Here is a 17,880-nt window from a genome sequence, read left to right as displayed (position 1 = left end):
GTGGAGATACGGATGATGTGACATTCGACTATTGCACACGCGGCACGCGTGCGCCAGCACGGGGGAAGTATGTAAGAAAGAGTTTTGGATTGAGGTCTTCGGGTTCGGATTGTTTGTTTTTTTTTAAGAGGTCATGCCGAACTTGTTTCGGTATCCCATCATACAGAGCGGCTGTGCAGGTACTTTTGACTTTTTCATTTTGACTTTTGAATTTGACATGGGCGTTGCCTGCGGCCGGGCTTTACGCTCATACTGCGCAACCTGTCCCGATACCCCATCAGGAGGCCTTAGCCACATGGCCGGTATCCGCTGCAATCCCTAACGCGAACCTGGCGTTCTGAAGGTATGGCGAATAGCTTGTCCTGAGTACCACAAGCGGGACGCTTGCGGTAGCAGGGGGTTAGGATTTCAATGTTATTTGAGAAGCTATGTCAGTTTGCAATTCCAACAGGAACTTACTGGGCTTATTTTCATTGTATATCAAATAGTTTTTATACCTGGCTCGTGTGATCGCTACATAGAATACTCGTCTTTCTTCGGCATTTTCAAATGCTTCGCCTTCATGAAGCAGGTGGTTGAGTAATGGATCGTCGGCGATCCCGGAGGGAAACCCCAATGTGCCCGAATCGACATCAAGTAAGATAGCGTAGTCACAGGTCATTCCTTTAACAGCATGAGCTGTGTAATAATGCAAAGTGAGTGTTGGGAATTGTTTGCTGATCGCTTTGAGACCTATTGGTGCATTGAATTTATAACGACCGATCAAGAAAACAGCCACTTTATCTTGTAACAACAAAATTTCTTTAAGGATATTTACCACCAGATGCGACTTCGCTTTGGCATATTGTTCACGCCCGCCATTTGTTGAAGGCATCTTTACGAACTCAAAGCTTATATGACCGCCTGGTGTTGGATGATGTGCTGCCAACTTTTTTTGAAGCTGAAAGGGGTTCTTTTGAATGAAAGTACTGCTGGTATTTAGGATCTGACTGTTAAAACGATAGGTTTTTAACACTGCGGTCTGACTGGTGAACCCGAACTGCCGCTCGAACTGAGTAATGATAGAAATGTCGCTACCTGTAAAACGGAATATTGACTGCCAATCATCACCAACCGCGTATAATTTCACTCCTGGATTTTGCAGCCGAATAGCCTTAAGTAAGTTGTAGCGGCCCAACGACATATCTTGAAACTCATCCACCAAGATATATTTATAAGGTTTAGTGTATTTACCAGCGCTGAAGTGTTGTGCAGCATGATTGATCATATCACTATAATCTATTGATGATAATCGATCTAAGTGCCTTTCATAAGCTGTAAACAAAGGGTTAAATACATCTAAAAAAACGTGCAGTCGTTTATCGCCTTTGGGCAAGATCATATCCGGCGTTTTCCCATTCGATTTCATTAAGCCGAGGAACGTATAGATCAGATCCATGAAATCAGTATATTGCTCAGATCCTTTCATCAATTCTAAAAGTTCTTCAGGGTTTCGCTCGCGAAGGATCACGCCTTCTTTAATTAAATTTTCCTTAAGGTTAGTTAGCAGTTTGCCCTCTTGGTTCTCATAAGAATAAGTTTTGATCAGTCGGGTTTTGTATTTGGTATGTATCTGCTCTTTCCAATTGATACCAGCATGATAATAATCGCTTGCGGTTTCGAAGGGTGGTCGTTTGCGAAACCATTTAGGCACATCGCCGTTACGGTCGATCCCAAAGTGTTCATGCCATATTTCATAGTCGGGTAAATAGAAGTCTGGTCGATAAGCGCCATAATCGGCATTCCGATCCTCTTCATTCAGAGGAAAATGACGCTGGTACTCGTAATTTACACCAAACAAACAGAAGAAATTCCCAATTTCCATTTCCTCTTTGCTCTGAACTTTTATACCGTCAAGCGTAATATTCTTAAAGCTTTCTTCATGGATCATGTAATCATCCTGGCTTTCAAAAGCAAACTCATCTCTGGGCGGTCTGTTAAAAAAAGCTAAGAAATTAACTGCCTTTCGGTGAAAATTCGCGTCGTTAATAAATAATTCATCAAACTGTTCCTGAAGAAAGACTTTTGCTTCTGTATCATCACCGTCAAATGCCAACAAGATCTCCCTTGGTGAGCAACTACGGCAAACCAGAAAGCCATAACTATTAAAAGTCCTCACTTCTAATTTCTTGGCTGCGGGGATATGCTGACAAAAACGCATACAGCGATCATACATTTCTATTACAGCATTTTTAGTGAAAGAGATCACAAGTAATTCTTCAGGTAAGGCCAGTTTTTTTTCCAAAATATAAGCGACTTTACCGGATATGGTTGTTGTTTTTCCGGTCCCTGCACCCGCGATCACTAGATTATTGTCTTCATCACGAATTATTGCTTCAACCTGATCGGCGGATAGCGGATAGTTTTCCAAATTTTTAAAAAAAGCGCTGTATTTTTCAGACTCTTTGATAACGAATTCATCATTGTATTGCTCTCGCAGCGATGAACTATTGTCAAAGTTATTTATGAATGTTTTTAACTCTATAATGTATTCTTCGGGTAGATCGAGTTTCTCAAATCGGGATCTTATTGCTTTCCGCGTTTCGTAATAAGTATTTAAAAATAAGTGTTCATCCCAATTAGCGAAGTATTTCTCGAAGTTGGTTGATCGTTTGAAGTTGAGATTCGCCTCCCGTACCTGATCCTGAATGGCCAGTAATTGCAGCTTCCTTGGATGTTTACTTATACGTTTTTTGATCAGGTAGATGATACCTACGCTCGCGGCAAAAAGTATGAAATAAATAATGCTAATTGGCATTCGTCTAAAGAATTGCAGGCACAGGATAACGGCTAAATTTAACTTATTTTTTCTTGAATATCAGATCAACGTTAGCTCTGAAATGCTGCGCCACGCTACCGCGTCCCCGGCTTGTGGTAAACTATGCAGAGCCGCCCTGTAAGTCGGGGATTATGGATTTATTATTTGTTTTTTAGCGGTATCCATGAGCTCGCTATCGCTCGGTTGTCTTCGTCCCTCGCAATGACGCGTGGATAAATGTCCTCAGAGATTGCCACGCTATCGCTCGCAGTGACATGGTGGAGATGGTATGAGTTTTGTAATAAATAAACATTGGTTATTTGAATAAAATTGCGTAAATTTAAGATTTAACATTACATAGGTAATAATTTAAATTTAAATAAACCAATAGATGGACACAACAGAAACGATACCGGACCATTACCGGTTAACACATCAGCAGCAGCGCTTTTGCGATGAGTATTTGACACATTTTAATGCTTTTAAAGCTGCTGTGAACAGCGGCTATAGCGAGAACACGAGTAGAAAAGGCGCTTTGCTGCATGTGCCTAAAATTCAGTATTATTTAAAGCAAGCCATGAACCGGCGCAGCCAGCGGCTGGAGATAACGCATGATATGATATTGCGGGAGCTATCAAAAATTGCCTTTAGCAATATGGGTAATTACTACGACGAATATGCTTGTTTGAAACGGATGAACGAGCTGACTGCTGACGAGAAAGCGGCTATTAGTTTTTATGATATTACCGAAGTGCAGGACGGTGAGGGTTACCGGGTGGGTATGCAGAGCCGGATTAAGCTGCATAATAAAATGAGCGCGCTGGATAAGATAGCACGTCATTTGGATTTTTACGGGACTTTGGGGGTGAAGAAGAATCAAGAGTCAAGAATCAAGAGTCAAGATGAAGAAGGTGTGATGGCCGAAAGTTCGGAAGACGGTTTGTTGGTGATAACACCAACAAAGGCGGCGGGGGGAGAAGAAGAAGTAGCAGCGGCAGTGGCAGGAGAGTCGGAAGGTGGAGGGTTGAAGCGCGAAGCTTTTTGTGGAAGAGAATTGGAAAGCCGGGAGGATGTTTTAGGGCATGGCGCGGAGAACACACCCCTGACCTCCCGAAGTTTCGGGACGGGCTCTCCCGGGAGGGGAAGTCGCTTTGAGGGGGATTCGGTTGTGGTGGACAGGAGCGTGGATAATTTGCCGATGGATTACCCGGTGGAGGATTTTGAGCTGGAGGGGATAGATCTGAAAACTTTAATGGCTTTGGAGGATATGAATATTAGTCCGGGGCGGCCGCGGGAAAGTCTGGAATCGGAAGTCGGGAGTCTGGAGTCGGGAACGGGGAGTGATGAAAAGATGGAAAATATTCTTACAATTTCCCCCCTTCCTCAATTATTGAATGATAGAATGATTGATGGATTGAATGTGGAAGACAGGTTTGTTGACGGGTTTGCGTTAGGGATTGCAGCGGATACCGGCCAGGCGGCGGGCTCAGGGCAGGCTCCTGCGGCGGGCTCAGGGCAGGCCGTGGCTAAGGCCTCCCGATGGGATATCGGGACAGGTTGCGCAGTATGAGCGTAAAGCCCGGGCCGGAGGCAACGCCCTAATAAGAAAGAATCAAGAGCCAAGAATCAAGACAACCGATTGCTTGGTACCATGATGCGCGGAGATGCCTGTATATCCGCTCTGTATGATGGGGTGCCGAAACGAGTTCGGCATGACTGCATTTTTTATCTGCACATCTTCCATCTTACCTCATCCATTTTCCATCAAAAAAACTACTTCTGTCGGAAGAATATCTGGATGGGTACGCCCTGGAAATCGAAGTTTTCGCGCAGTTTGTTTTCTAAAAAGCGCATGTATGGTTCTTTGATGTATTGGGGCAGGTTGCAGAAAAACGCGAACATGGGCGCAATGCCGGCAATCTGGGTAATGTATTTGATCTTGACGTATTTGCCCTTGATGGCCGGCGGCGGATAGGCTTCGATTATCGGCAGCAGCACATCGTTGAGTTTTGAAGTGGGTATTTTTTTGTTGCGGTTTTCGTAAACTTTATTGGCCGCTTCGATGGCTTTAAAGATGCGTTGCTTCTCTAACACCGAGGTAAAGATGATAGGCACATCGGTAAAAGGGGCTATCTTTTGGTGGATCATGTCTTCAAAAACCTTGGTGGTTTTGTTGTTCTTTTCGATCAGGTCCCACTTGTTAACCACGATAACGATGCCTTTTTTGTTCTTTTCGGCCAGGTGGAAGATGTTGATGTCCTGGCTTTCGATACCTTCAACGGCATCGATCATGAGCAGTACGATATCGCTCTCTTCGATAGCCTTGATAGTACGCATAACCGAGTAGAACTCGATGTTCTCTTTTACCTTGGTTTTTTTGCGCAGCCCGGCGGTATCGATCAACATAAAATCGTGCCCGAACTGGTTGTAGTGGATGTGGATGGAATCGCGGGTGGTACCGGCAATGGGGGTAACGATGTTACGATCGTGCCCGAGCAGGGTATTGATGAACGACGATTTGCCGACATTGGGCCTTCCGGCGATGGTGTATTTGGGCTTGGTGTTTTCTTCGAGCACCTCATCATCAAAGGTTTTAACCACTTCGTCGAGCAGTTCGCCGGTGCCGGAGCCTGTCATGGAGGAGATGGTATAGATCTCGCCCAGGCCAAAGCTGTAAAATACCGAAGCGTCGATCTGTTGGGCGTTATTATCAACCTTGTTCACTACCACGAACACTGGTTTTTTGCTACGGCGCAGGATAACGGCGATCTCGTCGTCGAGATCGGTAATGCCGGTGGTTACATCAACCAGGAACAAAACCACGCTGGCTTCTTCGATGGCAATGATCACCTGCTCGCGGATGGCGGTTTCGAACACATCAACCGAATTGGCTACGTAGCCGCCGGTATCGATCACGGTAAAATCGTGGCCGGTCCACTCGGAAACGCCGTAATGCCTGTCGCGGGTAACGCCGCTAAAATCGTCGACGATGGCTTTGCGCGCCTCGATCAAACGGTTAAACAAGGTTGATTTACCCACGTTGGGGCGGCCTACTATAGCTACTATGTTGCTCATTGCTTTGTTGTATTGCGTATTGCGTATTGCGTATTGCGACGCCTGGCAAAGTTCGCTATTTTTTATTTTAGTATTTTGTTGTGAGTATTACGTATTGCGATGGAAAAATGATCTTGTTATTGCGTTACCTACCTCAATACGCATATCGCACTACGCAATACTATTCTCTAATCTTCGTACCCAAATTTTTTCAGGTAATTTTTTTTGCTGCGCCAGTCGGGTATTACTTTCACAAACATCTCTAAAAACACTTTGGTTTGAAAAAACTCTTCCATGTCTTTACGGGCGTAAGTACCAACCCTTTTTAATTGTGAACCGCCGGGGCCTATCAAAATGTTCTTTTGCGAATCGCGCTCCACAATGATCTCGGCGCTGATGCGGTAGATCTTTTCTTCTTCCTTAAAGGCGGTAATGATCACCTCGGTGCTGTACGGGATCTCCTTTTCGTAGATCTTGAAGATCTTTTCGCGGATGATCTCGGATGCGAAGAAACGGTCGTTACGGTCGGTGAGGAAGTCTTTTTCGTAATAGGCAGGGTGTTCGGGGATCATATCGATCACCAGATCCATAATGGCCTGTACGTTGTGGTTATGCAGTGCCGATATGGCAAATACTGCTTTGGGCTTCAGCGCTTCTTCCCAGTAGGTGATCTTTTGTTTTACGGTGTCCTCGTCGCTTTTGTCTATTTTGTTGATGAGCACAATCAGCGGGGCCAGGCTGCCTTTGAGCTTTTCGGTCACATCGCTTTCGTCGTACCGTTCATTGATATCTGTAACCAGCAGCACTACATCGGCATCTACCAGCGAACCTGATACCTGGTGCATCATGGTTTCCTGCAGGGCGTAGTGTGGTTTGATGATGCCGGGCGTATCGCTGAACACGATCTGGTAATCAGGTTCGTTAACAATGCCCAAAATACGGTGGCGCGTTGTTTGTGCCTTTGGCGTGATGATGGACATTTTTTCGCCCACAAGTGCGTTCATCAGCGTAGACTTACCCGCGTTGGGCTTGCCAATTATACTTACAAAACCTGCCTTATGACCCATTGAAAAAATATTTTGTTATTTATTTGGACTGCAAAGAAACGAATTATATCTTTGCAGTCCAATAAAACGGGAGACATTTCGTTTATTCTAATATTGGAAAGCTTATTTTGGAGTAATGATCCAGCCAACAGATAAGCAAAATATAGTGCGGGATGGAGCAGTTGGTAGCTCGTCGGGCTCATAACCCGAAGGTCGTAGGTTCGAGTCCTGCTCCCGCTACCTGATAAGATTAATGCAATAAACCTATCAATTCAATAGTGTTTATTGCATTTTTTATTTTTTTCAATTACAAGATTCTTAGTTTTTATATTGTTTCTGGTTCGAGTCCTGTTTCCAAGTCAGAGTAATTAGACGTTTCATTAAATTACCTCACGATCACCACATATCCAGACAGTGGTGCACCGTATATCCCCCGTTCAATAATATAATAGTAAGTGCCAACGGGTAAAGGTTTGCCGTTATAGGTGCCATCCCATGGTACCGGGTATCCTTTTGAATAATAAAGCTTCGTTCCGTAACGGTTAAAGATGGTTACCATCGCACCGGGATAGTTTGATAATTCCTTTATGTGCCACAGGTCGTTGATGCCGTCGCCATTGGGGGTAAAGGTATTGGGTATGATAATAGGTTTAAGCACATTGATCATAATCTGTTTTTCGGTAACGCAGCCGCCCAAACCGGTAACTTTTAAATTATACAACTGGCTTTCCACACCTCTCAGCGTTGGAGTTCTGATCACTGTCGAGCTCAGATACAGCGGCGGGGTCCACAGATATTGAATATTTGTCCCGGTAATGGCCGGATCCAGCACTGTGGTTTCGCCTTCTAATACGTATTTAACATCGGGCATCGTAATAGTCGGCGATGGGATAATGGTTAAGGTCATCACATCCGTAACCGCTATACAGTTATTGCCGGTCGATGATAACGTCAGTTTAACCGATCCCTTAGCTTTGTCAGCGACGCTGGGTATATAGCTCGTAGTTAACACAACATCTGATGGCGCAAAAGTGCCTGTGCCCGTACTGGTCCATTTACCTCCGGGAGCATTCGTAATACTTCCATTAATAGTAACCGCTGCATCATTGGTACACATGGACTTATCGCCACCGGCATTGACTATAGGCGTTGGGTTGATGGTGACTTTAAATGATGAGGATGAGATACTGCAACCGCCATTATTGGTCGAGCTTAACGTGAGGGTTACGCTGCCGGCGGCTATGTCGGCGGCAGAAGGCTGATAGGTGCCCGATAAGCTGATGTTGGATGGCGAAAATGTACCGGTACCGGTAGTTGTCCATATGCCGCTATTACTGTCCCCGATAACGCTGCCCGCCAGTGTTACTTTCGAATTATTGGCACATACCACCTGGTCGTTACCGGCAAAGGCAAGCTCCGGTTTACTCACAATTACATTGGTTGTTGCGGCGGCACTGGTACAGCTATTAACCGTAACGGTTACGCTATAAGCGCCAGCGGTGCTTGCCGACATGTTGCTGACAACCGGGTTTTGCAATGTGGAAGAAAAGCCGTTCGGGCCCGTCCAGCTATAAACGGCGCCAACTACGGTTGATGCCGTCAGATTTAAATTATCACCAATACATACAGGGCTGTTACTACTTGCCGTTGGCGCGATCGGCGTTTGATTTACAATCACCCTGGTAGTGGTTGATGCAGTAACCGAGCAGCCTGGCGCGGTTATCGACACCGTATAAATACCCGCGCTTGCAGGCACCGCGCCATTGATAACCGGGTTCTGCAAGGTCGAAGAAAAGCTGTTGGGTCCCGTCCACTTATAAGTAGCCCCAATAAATGTCGATGAGGTGAGGGTAATCGCATTCCCGGTACAAACCGGCGAGTTGCTCGAGGCGACCGGGTTAATAGGCGTTGCGTCAACGGCTACTACTACCGATGTCGGCGCGCCCGTACAAGTCCCTACGGTAGCGGTAACCGAATAGATACCTGCATTAGCCTGGCTTGCTCCCGGTATTGATGGGTTAGTGAGGTTCGAGAAAAAGTTATTTGGCCCGGTCCAGGTATACGTCGTTCCCGGTTTGCTGGTTACCGATAAATTAATCGTGCTTCCCTCACAAACCGGACTATTGCTTGTCGCAGTCGGCGCGGCTGGGATGGCATTAACCACAACAGCCGTAGTTCCGGCCGGGCTCGTACATCCGTTTACCGTTGCCGTTACCGAGTAGGTACCTGCACCGGCCGTTGTAATATTAGCTATCGATGGGTTTTGAATTGTCGAAGTAAAACCGTTTGGCCCGGTCCAAATGTATGTTGCACCTGCAATGTTATTGGCATTCAGGATAAGCGTACTTCCCGCGCATAATGGGCCGTTACTTGAAGCGACAGGGGCCGCCGGAGTAGATAAAATGGTAACATTCGTGCTCCCCACATCGCTGGTACAGCCATTTACGGTAACAAGCAAAGAGTATAAGCCTGCCGCTGCCGTTGAGACGTTGTTAATGACAGGATTTTGAGCGTTCGATGTAAAACCATTAGGCCCTATCCAGGCATAGGTAGCTCCGGCTATTGTTGGTGTGGATAAACTCAAGCTATAGTTTTGGCAAACGGGCGAATTACTGCCCGCCGATGGCGTAGCCGGTTTGGGATTTACGGCGATGGTATAACTGGCCGGGGTACCGGAGCAGCCATTATAATATGGCGTAACGGTATAGGTTACGCTCCCCGGCACCACATCCGAATTTAGCAGTATTTGCTGTGGGATATTACCTGTTCCGCTGGTAACAAAACCCGAAATTTTTGGAGTTGCGGTAGCCGTCCATTGGAAGGTAGTGCCTGTTACGTTCGAAGTAAAGGTAACCACCGTGCTGCTGCTTTGCGAACAAACTGTTTGCGATAACGGGTTATTGGTGATCGTTGGTGTTGGGTTTACCGTTAATGTATAGTTGAAAGGTGTGCCCGGACATCCGTTTATCGATGGGATGACCTGATAGATTACTGTAACCGGGGCCGACGTTGTGTTATTGAGCGATTCGGTAATGTTAGCGCTTGTTTGCGAAGATATCGCCGCATTGCTGATCCCCGCAACAATAGCCCTGCTCCAGGTATAGGTTACTCCGCTAACATTGCTGGTCATAGTATAGTTCTGCGCAGTATTGTTACAGATGGTAGCATTGGCCACGCTGGTAACTACGGGTGTTGGGTTAACGGTTAACGCATAATTGAGTGGCGTACCCGGGCAGCCGTTTATGGTGGGGATGATGTGATAAGTTACTATTATGGGTGCAGAAGTTGTGTTATTAAGCGATTCGTTAATGGTGCTGCCTATTTGCAAAAATACCATCGGATTACTTATCCCCGCAACAGCGGCCCTGCTCCAGGTATAGGCTGTCCCGCTAACGTTGCTGGTTATGGTATAGTTTTGGGCGGTATTGTTACAAACGGTACCGGTGGCCGCACTGGTAATGGCTGGCGTTGGGTTAACGGTTGCGGTATACGTAAATGCCGGCCCGTTGCATCCATTAGCGGTGGGAACGATGGAGTAAGCCACATTTATTGGTGCCGATGTTGTATTAACCAGGCTTTCTGTGATCGTATTGCTTGTTTGGCCCGATACTGCCGCATTGCTGATCCCGGTAACGGCCGCCCTGCTCCAGGTATAGGTTGTACCGCTAACATTGCTGGTGATGATATAGCTCAGCGCGAAATTGCTGCAAGTAGTTATACTGGTAGCGCTGGTTACAATTGGTGTTGGATTAACAGTGATCGTATACGTAAATGCCGATCCGGAGCAACCATTAGCCGTAGGGACAATAACGTAAGCTACATTTACCGCGGCCGATGTGGTGTTTACAAGGCTTTCGGTTATGGTATTACTTGTTTGCCCGCTTACTGCTGCATTGCTGATCCCGGCAACTGCCGCCCTGCTCCAGGTATAGGTTGCGCCGCTTACATTGCCGGTGATGATATAATTCTGAGCCGTATTGTTACAGATAGTAGTACTGGCTGTGCTTGTAACTGTTGGTGTCGGATTAACGGTTACCGTATAGATAAACGCCGGACGGGAACATCCGTTGGCCGAAGGAACTATAGCGTAAATTACATTTATTGGAGCCGATGTGGTATTGACCAGCGATTCGGTGATCGTGTTGCTTGTCTGCCCGCTCACTGTTGCATTGCTTATCCCGGCAACGGCCGCTCTGCTCCAGGTATAGGTTGTACCGCTAACATTGCTGGTGATGGCATAGTTTTGTGCGGTGTTATTACAGATCGGCGCAACGGACGCGCTGGTTACAACCGGCGTTGGGTTAATAGTTATGGCATAAGTAAATGCCGGGCCGGAGCAACCGTTAGCCGATGGCGTAATAAAATAAACCACATTTACCGGTACCGATGTGGTATTGGTGAGGCTCTCAGCAATGGTATTGCTTGTTTGCCCGCTTATTGCCGCGTTACTTATCCCCGCAACAGCGGCCCTGCCCCAGGTATAAGTTGCCCCGCTAACATTGCTGGTGATAGTATAACTCTGCGCGGTGCTATTACAAATGGCGGCACTTGCAGTGCTGGTAACGGTTGGTGTAGGGTTAACGGTTACAGTATAGGTAAATACAGGTCCGTCGCAACCGTTAGCCGAAGGCAGGATAGAATACGGTACATTTATGGGTGCCGACGTGGTGTTGACCAGGCTTTCGGTAATGGTGCTGCTCGTTTGTCCGCTCACTGCCGTATTGCTGATCCCGGCAACAGCCGCTCTGCTCCAGGTATAAGTTGTACCGCTCACGTTGCCGGTCATCGTATAGTTCTGTGCCGTATTATCGCAGGTGGTAGCATTTGCAGTGCTGGTGACGGTCGGCGTAGGGTTTACAGTAACCGTATACGTAAATGCCGGCCCGGAACATCCATTGGCCGAAGGGGTGATCGCATAAATCACATTTACCGGTGCCGACGTGGTATTGATCAGGCTTTCGGTAATCGTGCTACTCGTCTGCCCGCTCACCGCCGCGTTGCTGATCCCGGAAACGGTTGCCCTGTCCCAGGTATAAGTTGCTCCGGCAACATTACTGCTGATGGCATAGTTCTGAGCGGTGTTATTGCAGATTGTCGCACCTGAAGCACTGGTTACAGTTGGTGTTGGATTAACGGTGATGGTATAAGTAAACAGCGGCCCGCTGCAACCATTGGCCTCCGGAGTAATGTTATAGGCTACATTTACAGGCGTATTTGATGTGTTGATCAGGCTTTCGGTGATCGTATTGCTCGTCTGCCCGCTCACTGCTGCATTGCTGATGCCCGCCACGGCTGCCCTGCTCCAGGTATAGGTTGTTCCGCTAACATTACTGGTAATGGCGTAGTTTTGCGCTATGCTGTTACAGGTAATGGCATTGGCCGCACTGGTTACCCTCGGCGTTGGGTTAACCGTAACAACATAATTAAACACGGGCCCGCTGCAGCCGTTGGCTTCCGGAATGATGCTATAGGTTACATCTATCGGATTTACCGTGGTGTTAACGAGCGTCTCGGTGATCGTATTGCTTGTTTGCCCGCTCACCGCCGCGTTGCTGATACCCGGTACCGATGCCCTGTCCCAGGTGTAAATCGTCCCGCTAACGCTGCCGGTAATGGTATAATTTTGCGCGGTGTTATTACAGGTTGCCGCCGTTGCAGCGCTTGTGACTGTAGGTGTTGGGTTAACTGTTACCGTATAAGTAAAAGCCGGCCCTGAGCATCCGTTAGCTGAAGGCACTATGGAATAAAGCACATTTACCGGCGATGACGTTGTATTAACCAGGCTCTCGGTAATGCTGTTGGCTGTTTGCGAAGATACCGCCGCATTACTGATCCCGGCTACTGTTGCCCTGCTCCATGTAAACGTTGCCCCGCTTACGCTGCCAGTAATGGTATAGTTTTGCGTGCTGTTGTTACAGGTAGCTGCATTGGCCGCGCTGGTAACGGTTGGGGTAGGATTAACTGTTACTGTATACGTAAATGCCGGTCCGTCGCAACCATTAGCCGAAGGTACGATCGAATAGATCGCATTTACCGGCGTTGAAGTGGTGTTGACGAGACTTTCTGTGATCGTGTTGCTGGTTTGCCCGCTTACCGCTGTGTTGCTTATTCCCGCAACAGCGGCCCTGCCCCAGGTATAAGTTGTTCCGGCTACATTACCGGTGATGCTATAGTTCTGCGCTGTATTGTTACAAATAGTTGCATTAGCGGCACTGGTAACAGCTGGTGTGGGATTAACGGTAACCGTATAGGTAAACGCCGGCCCCGTACATCCGTTGGCTTGCGGAGCGATATGATAAGCTACTGCAACCGGTGCATTGGTTGTGTTGGTTAATGCCTCGTTAATGATGTTGCTGGTTTGCCCGCTTACCGCCGCATTGCTGATTCCCGCGACGGCGGCCCTGCTCCAGGTATAGGTTGTTCCGCTCACATTACTCGTAATGGTATAGTTCTGCGTAATGTTGCTGCAGGCAGGAGCACTTAGCGCACTGGTTATTATTGGAGTGGGATTGACGGTAACGGTATAGGTAAACGCCGGCCCCGAACATCCATTGGCTGTGGGAACGATATTGTAAACCACATTTACCGGTGCCGATGTAGTGTTGATCAGGCTTTCTGTGATCGTGCTGCTTGTTTGCCCGCTTACTGCCGCGTTGCTGATCCCGGTAACAGCAGCCCTGTCCCAGGTATAAGTTGTCCCGCTAACATTGCTGGTGATGCTATAGTTCTGAGCCGAATTGTTACAAGTGGCCGCGCTGGCCGCGCTTGTAACTATTGGCGTCGGGTTAACGGTTAAAGTATAAGTAAACGCCGGTCCGTCGCAGCCGTTAGCCGATGGTAAGATGGAGTAAACCACATTTACCGGTGCCGATGTGGTATTAACCAGCGTTTCTGTGATGGTACTGCTGGTTTGCCCGCTTACTGCCGCGTTACTGATGCCTGCCACGTTAGCCCTGTTCCAGGTATAGGTTGTACCGCTTACATTGCTGGTAATGGCATAGTTTTGCGCGGTATTGTTACAGATGGCAGCGCTTGTTGCGCTTGTAACTGTCGGCGTTGGATTAACCGTTAGGGTATAGGTAAATGTAGGCCCGGTACATCCGTTAGCCAAAGGAACGATGGCGTAATCCACATTTATCGGTGCCGATGTGGTGTTGACCAATGTTTCCGAAATGGTATTAGCTGTTTGTCCGCTAACCGCTACATTACTTATTCCGGCAACGGCTGCCCTGCCCCAGGTATAAGTCGTTCCGCTAACGCTGCTGGTGATGGTGTAATTTTGCGCCGTACTGTTGCAGGTGATACTGCTCACGGGGCTGGTCACCACTGTTGTCGGGTTAACTGTAATTGTGTAGGTAAATATTGGCCCATCACAACCATTTAGTGAGGGTAAGATAGAATAAAGTACATTTATCGGCGCGGACGTTGTATTGATCAGGCTTTCTGTTATAGTATTACTGGTTTGTGCGCTTACCGCGATGTTGCTTATTCCTACGACAGCAGCCCTGCTCCATATATATGTTGTTCCGTTGACATTGCTGGTTATTGTATAGCTTTGAGCCGTATTGTTACAAGCACTCGCGGTTGCCGCACTTGTAACCGTTGGTGTTGCCTTAATTGTTATGGTATTTGTTGCAGATGCGGCAGCGCACCCACCAGCGGCCACAATATTATTGGTTACAGTATAAGTACCCGGCGTGCTACCCTGCATATCAATTTCGCCAGTACTGGGGTTTAAGAACACAAGTCCCGTTGTCGAACTAAATATACCCGCACTGGCGCCTGGCGGAAAGGTAGGCAATGGGTTTGCCTGGCTCTGGCAATATGGCCCGTTGTAGCTAAATGTGGCATCGGGTGCGTTTGTAATTGTAATACTTAAACTACTACTGTAAATACAACTGGTATTGGTAACAAAAGTTATGGTATAGGTGCCTACCGTACTGGTAGCCGGATCTATTACACCTGTGTTGGGATCAATAGTAAGCCCCCCCGGTGCCGAACTGAATGTTCCGGATGGAGCAAATATAGTTGGCGTTTGATTGCCGCCTGTTTTACAAAAGGTACCCGAAAGATAGGAAAAAGAAGGATTTACGGGCGGTGTAACCGTTACAGTAACAGCTGTACGCGGCCCGGTACAGCCCGAAGCTGAGGTGGCATCAACGTAATAGGTAGTAGTGTTTGGCAGTGCGGGCGTAGTGTAAGCGGCACCCGTAAAAAGTAGCGTTCCGCCTGTAGCGGCATCATACCAATGATATGTTCCGCCCGGGGCCGTTGCCGTTAAAGTTGTTGTTGAACCCTGGCAAATTGTACTTCCGGATGCTGTTGGTGCAACCGGCAATGGGTTAACGGTAACTGTTACAGCCGTTCGCGCGCTCACGCAGCCGTTTACGGTAGTTTGTACATAATAGGTTGTTGTCGCAGTTAAAACCGGGGTAGTAAAACTTGCACCGGTATTTAGCAGGCTACCACCCGATGCACTATCGTACCAATCGTAAGTACCGCCCGGCGCCGTTGCCGTTAAAGTAGCTGTATTGCCGCTACAGATGGCACTGCCCGATGCCGTTGGCGCAGCCGGTGTAGGGTTTACGGTAACAGTAACTGCGGTGCGTGGCCCGGTACATCCGTTCACGGTTGCTTGCAAGTAATATGTTGTTGTGGTTGTTAATGTTGGTGTTGTATAGGTAGCACCCGTAAACAGCGACGAGCCTCCGGATGCTGCAGCAAACCAATCATAAGTGCCGCCGGGTGCAGTAGCTGTTAATGTAGCAGCACTGCCGTTGCAAATTGCTGCTCCCGCTGCTGTGGGTGCGGCTGTTATAGGGTTAACCGTTACATTTACCGCCGAACGCGGGCTTGTACATCCGTTTACGGTGGTTTGAACATAATAAGTAGTACTACCTGTTAACGCTGGGGTAGCATAAGTGGCGCCGGTAAAAAGCAGCGTTCCACCCGAGGCAGCGTTAAACCACTGGTAAGTGCCGCCAGGCGCCGTGGCGATTAATGTCGCCGTTGTTCCGTTACAGATCGTGGCATCGGCAGCAGTAGGGGCGGCAGGGATGGCATTTACCGTTACGGTAACAGGCGTACGTGCACTTATACAGCCATTAACTGTTGTCTGCACGTAATAGGTAGTTGTTGTTGTTAAAACGGGTGTGGTATATGTTGCTCCGCTTAGTAATAGTGTGCCGCCCGTAGCGCTGTCGTACCAATCATAATTGCCACCCGGCGCAGTAGCCGATAATGTTACCGCGGTACCACTGCAAGTGCTGGTTCCCGATGCCGTAGGCGCAACGGGTGTTGGAATGATGCTGACGGTAACTGCCGTTCGCGGCCCGGCACAGCCATTTACTGTGGCTTGTACATAATATGTTGTATTTGCAGTTAATGCCGGTGTGGTAAAAGTAGAACCTGTAAACAACAGCGTTCCGCCGGAAGCGGCATCATACCAGTCATAAGTACCTCCGGGTGCAGTGGCGGTTAATGTTGCGCTGCTGCCGCTACATGTCGAAGTTGAGGAGGCTGTGGGTGCCGCCGGTATCGGGTTAACGGTGACTGTTACTGGTGTTCTTGTGCTGGTACATCCGCTAACAATTGTTTGTACGTAATAAGTGGTTGTGGTGGTTAGCGCCGGTGTTGTATAAGACGCCCCGGTATACAACAAGTTACCACCGGTCGACGCATCATACCAGGTGTAAGTACCACCGGGTGCGGTAGCTGTTACAATCCCGGTAGTACCATTACAAATAGTTGTGCCCGAAGCTGTAGGAGCCGTAGGTACGGGTGCAGCAGTAACAGTAACGCTTTGCGGGATGGGCCCGCAACCGGTCGTATTGTCAGAAACCGAAACCGTATAGGTATTAGCGGAAGTTACCGTTATAGATTGGGTTGTTTGGCCGGTGCTCCACGAGTAAGTATAGGGAGGGCTTCCTCCGGATGGTGTTGCCGTTAAGGTAATATTACCCGAGCTTCCGCCACAGATGGTAGCATTGGTAGGTGACACCGAAACAGTCATCGGCGAAACTGTATACACACGTACAGTATCTGATCTGTAACTGGCACAACCTGTTATATTACCGCTAACCTTATAGTCAATATAGGCTGGAGTTGATGCAGATACAGCAGCTGTAACATTGGTGCTTGTACAACCCGATGGGCAGCTTAAATACGAGTTATAAGCTCCGGCCGTACCCGGATAGATGGAAGTCCAGGTTACAGTTGAGGCATCAAGGCCGGTAACGCTCATGCTTCCGGTACACCCCTGCCTTAAAGTAATATCATTAGATGCTTTTACCGCTGTGGACGCTGTAATGGTATAAGTAATGGTGTTATTCCCGGGCTTACAAAAAGCAACATAAATAGGACTGGTTAAACCACTCACGCAAACCGGAGTGCCAACAGGCGTTTGTGGCCCACAGTTGATTGTGTAGTTATCAGAATGGGCTAACTGCCCGGAGGTTATGTTTAACAGATCAGATCCCGGATTTATTGTTACCACAAAAACCACGCAGTTATTGCCGCCACAATAATTACCGTTCCTGCCCGAACTAACATTCACCGACGCATTGGCGGAACTTGAAAGATCAACAGGAATTGTTACCTGGCCTATCCCTTTTATCCATGCAAATAACAATAAAAAGAAAACAAGTAATTTTCTTTTCATAAAACGACCGGTGTGTTAAGTTAACAGAAAAGCGCTATCAAGCTCAGTATTGATTAGCCGCTTATCAGGCAAATATCAAACTCTTTTTGTTTCTTTATACGAAAATCGGAAAGTTTAGTTGCAGGAAAGAAGGATTAAAACCAGAACGGGATCAATTATGATAAGCTTTCCTGGGGGCATTATAAGAATTCGTCATCTCAGTGTGTGCTCACATTCATAACAGATCGCAAATCCTCCAAAAAGTTCGATATTTGGCGCGTTCCGTATACCGGTAAGATTAATGCAATGAAACTATTTATATCGATAGCCTTTCATTGCATTTT

5 protein-coding genes and 1 tRNA gene are annotated in these 17,880 nt (G+C 47.6%); 2 read left to right on the top strand and 4 right to left on the bottom strand.

Annotated elements, in window-relative coordinates:
- Positions 1 to 400: 400 nt before the first annotated feature.
- Positions 401 to 2,797 (bottom strand): UvrD-helicase domain-containing protein, encoded by a 2,397-nt coding sequence (locus ACFGVR_RS06925; protein ID WP_448701998.1) that lies wholly within the window; start codon positions 2,795 to 2,797, stop codon positions 401 to 403.
- Positions 2,798 to 3,188: 391 nt separating this feature from the next.
- Here ACFGVR_RS06925 and ACFGVR_RS06920 point away from each other — a divergent pair, with 391 nt between their 5' ends.
- Entirely contained in the window at positions 3,189 to 4,367 is a 1,179-nt protein-coding gene (locus tag ACFGVR_RS06920; RefSeq protein ID WP_448701997.1) for a terminase small subunit, read from the top strand.
- 203 nt (positions 4,368 to 4,570) lie between these two features.
- On the opposite strand, the gene der is transcribed toward ACFGVR_RS06920, so the two are convergent.
- Entirely contained in the window at positions 4,571 to 5,872 is a 1,302-nt protein-coding gene (gene der, locus ACFGVR_RS06915; protein WP_448701996.1) for a ribosome biogenesis GTPase Der, read from the bottom strand.
- 167 nt (positions 5,873 to 6,039) lie between these two features.
- A complete protein-coding gene (gene era / locus ACFGVR_RS06910; RefSeq protein WP_448701995.1) occupies positions 6,040 to 6,918 on the bottom strand; it encodes a GTPase Era in 879 nt (292 codons plus the stop codon).
- 146 nt (positions 6,919 to 7,064) lie between these two features.
- Here era and ACFGVR_RS06905 point away from each other — a divergent pair.
- Positions 7,065 to 7,137, top strand: a tRNA-Met gene (locus ACFGVR_RS06905).
- A 145-nt stretch (positions 7,138 to 7,282) separates the two neighbouring features.
- Here the strand turns inward: ACFGVR_RS06905 and ACFGVR_RS06900 are convergent.
- Positions 7,283 to 17,557, bottom strand: a complete 10,275-nt coding sequence (locus ACFGVR_RS06900) for a PKD-like domain-containing protein (protein WP_448701994.1) — start codon at positions 17,555 to 17,557, stop codon at positions 7,283 to 7,285.
- Between the last annotated feature and the right edge of the window lie 323 nt (positions 17,558 to 17,880).

This window comes from Mucilaginibacter aureus (genome assembly GCF_053514885.1).
The sequence above is the reverse complement of the archived record's forward strand: the minus strand, read 5'-3'. Positions and strand labels throughout refer to the sequence as shown.

What these genes read in the sequence shown, in the direction of transcription:
- ACFGVR_RS06900 (WP_448701994.1), bottom strand. Translation starts at nt 17,557, where the DNA reads ATGAAAAGAAAATTACTTGTTTTCTTTTTATTGTTATTTGCATGGATA.
- der (WP_448701996.1), bottom strand. Translation starts at nt 5,872, where the DNA reads ATGAGCAACATAGTAGCTATAGTAGGCCGCCCCAACGTGGGTAAATCA.
- era (WP_448701995.1), bottom strand. Translation starts at nt 6,918, where the DNA reads ATGGGTCATAAGGCAGGTTTTGTAAGTATAATTGGCAAGCCCAACGCG.
- ACFGVR_RS06920 (WP_448701997.1), top strand. Translation starts at nt 3,189, where the DNA reads ATGGACACAACAGAAACGATACCGGACCATTACCGGTTAACACATCAG.
- ACFGVR_RS06925 (WP_448701998.1), bottom strand. Translation starts at nt 2,797, where the DNA reads ATGCCAATTAGCATTATTTATTTCATACTTTTTGCCGCGAGCGTAGGT.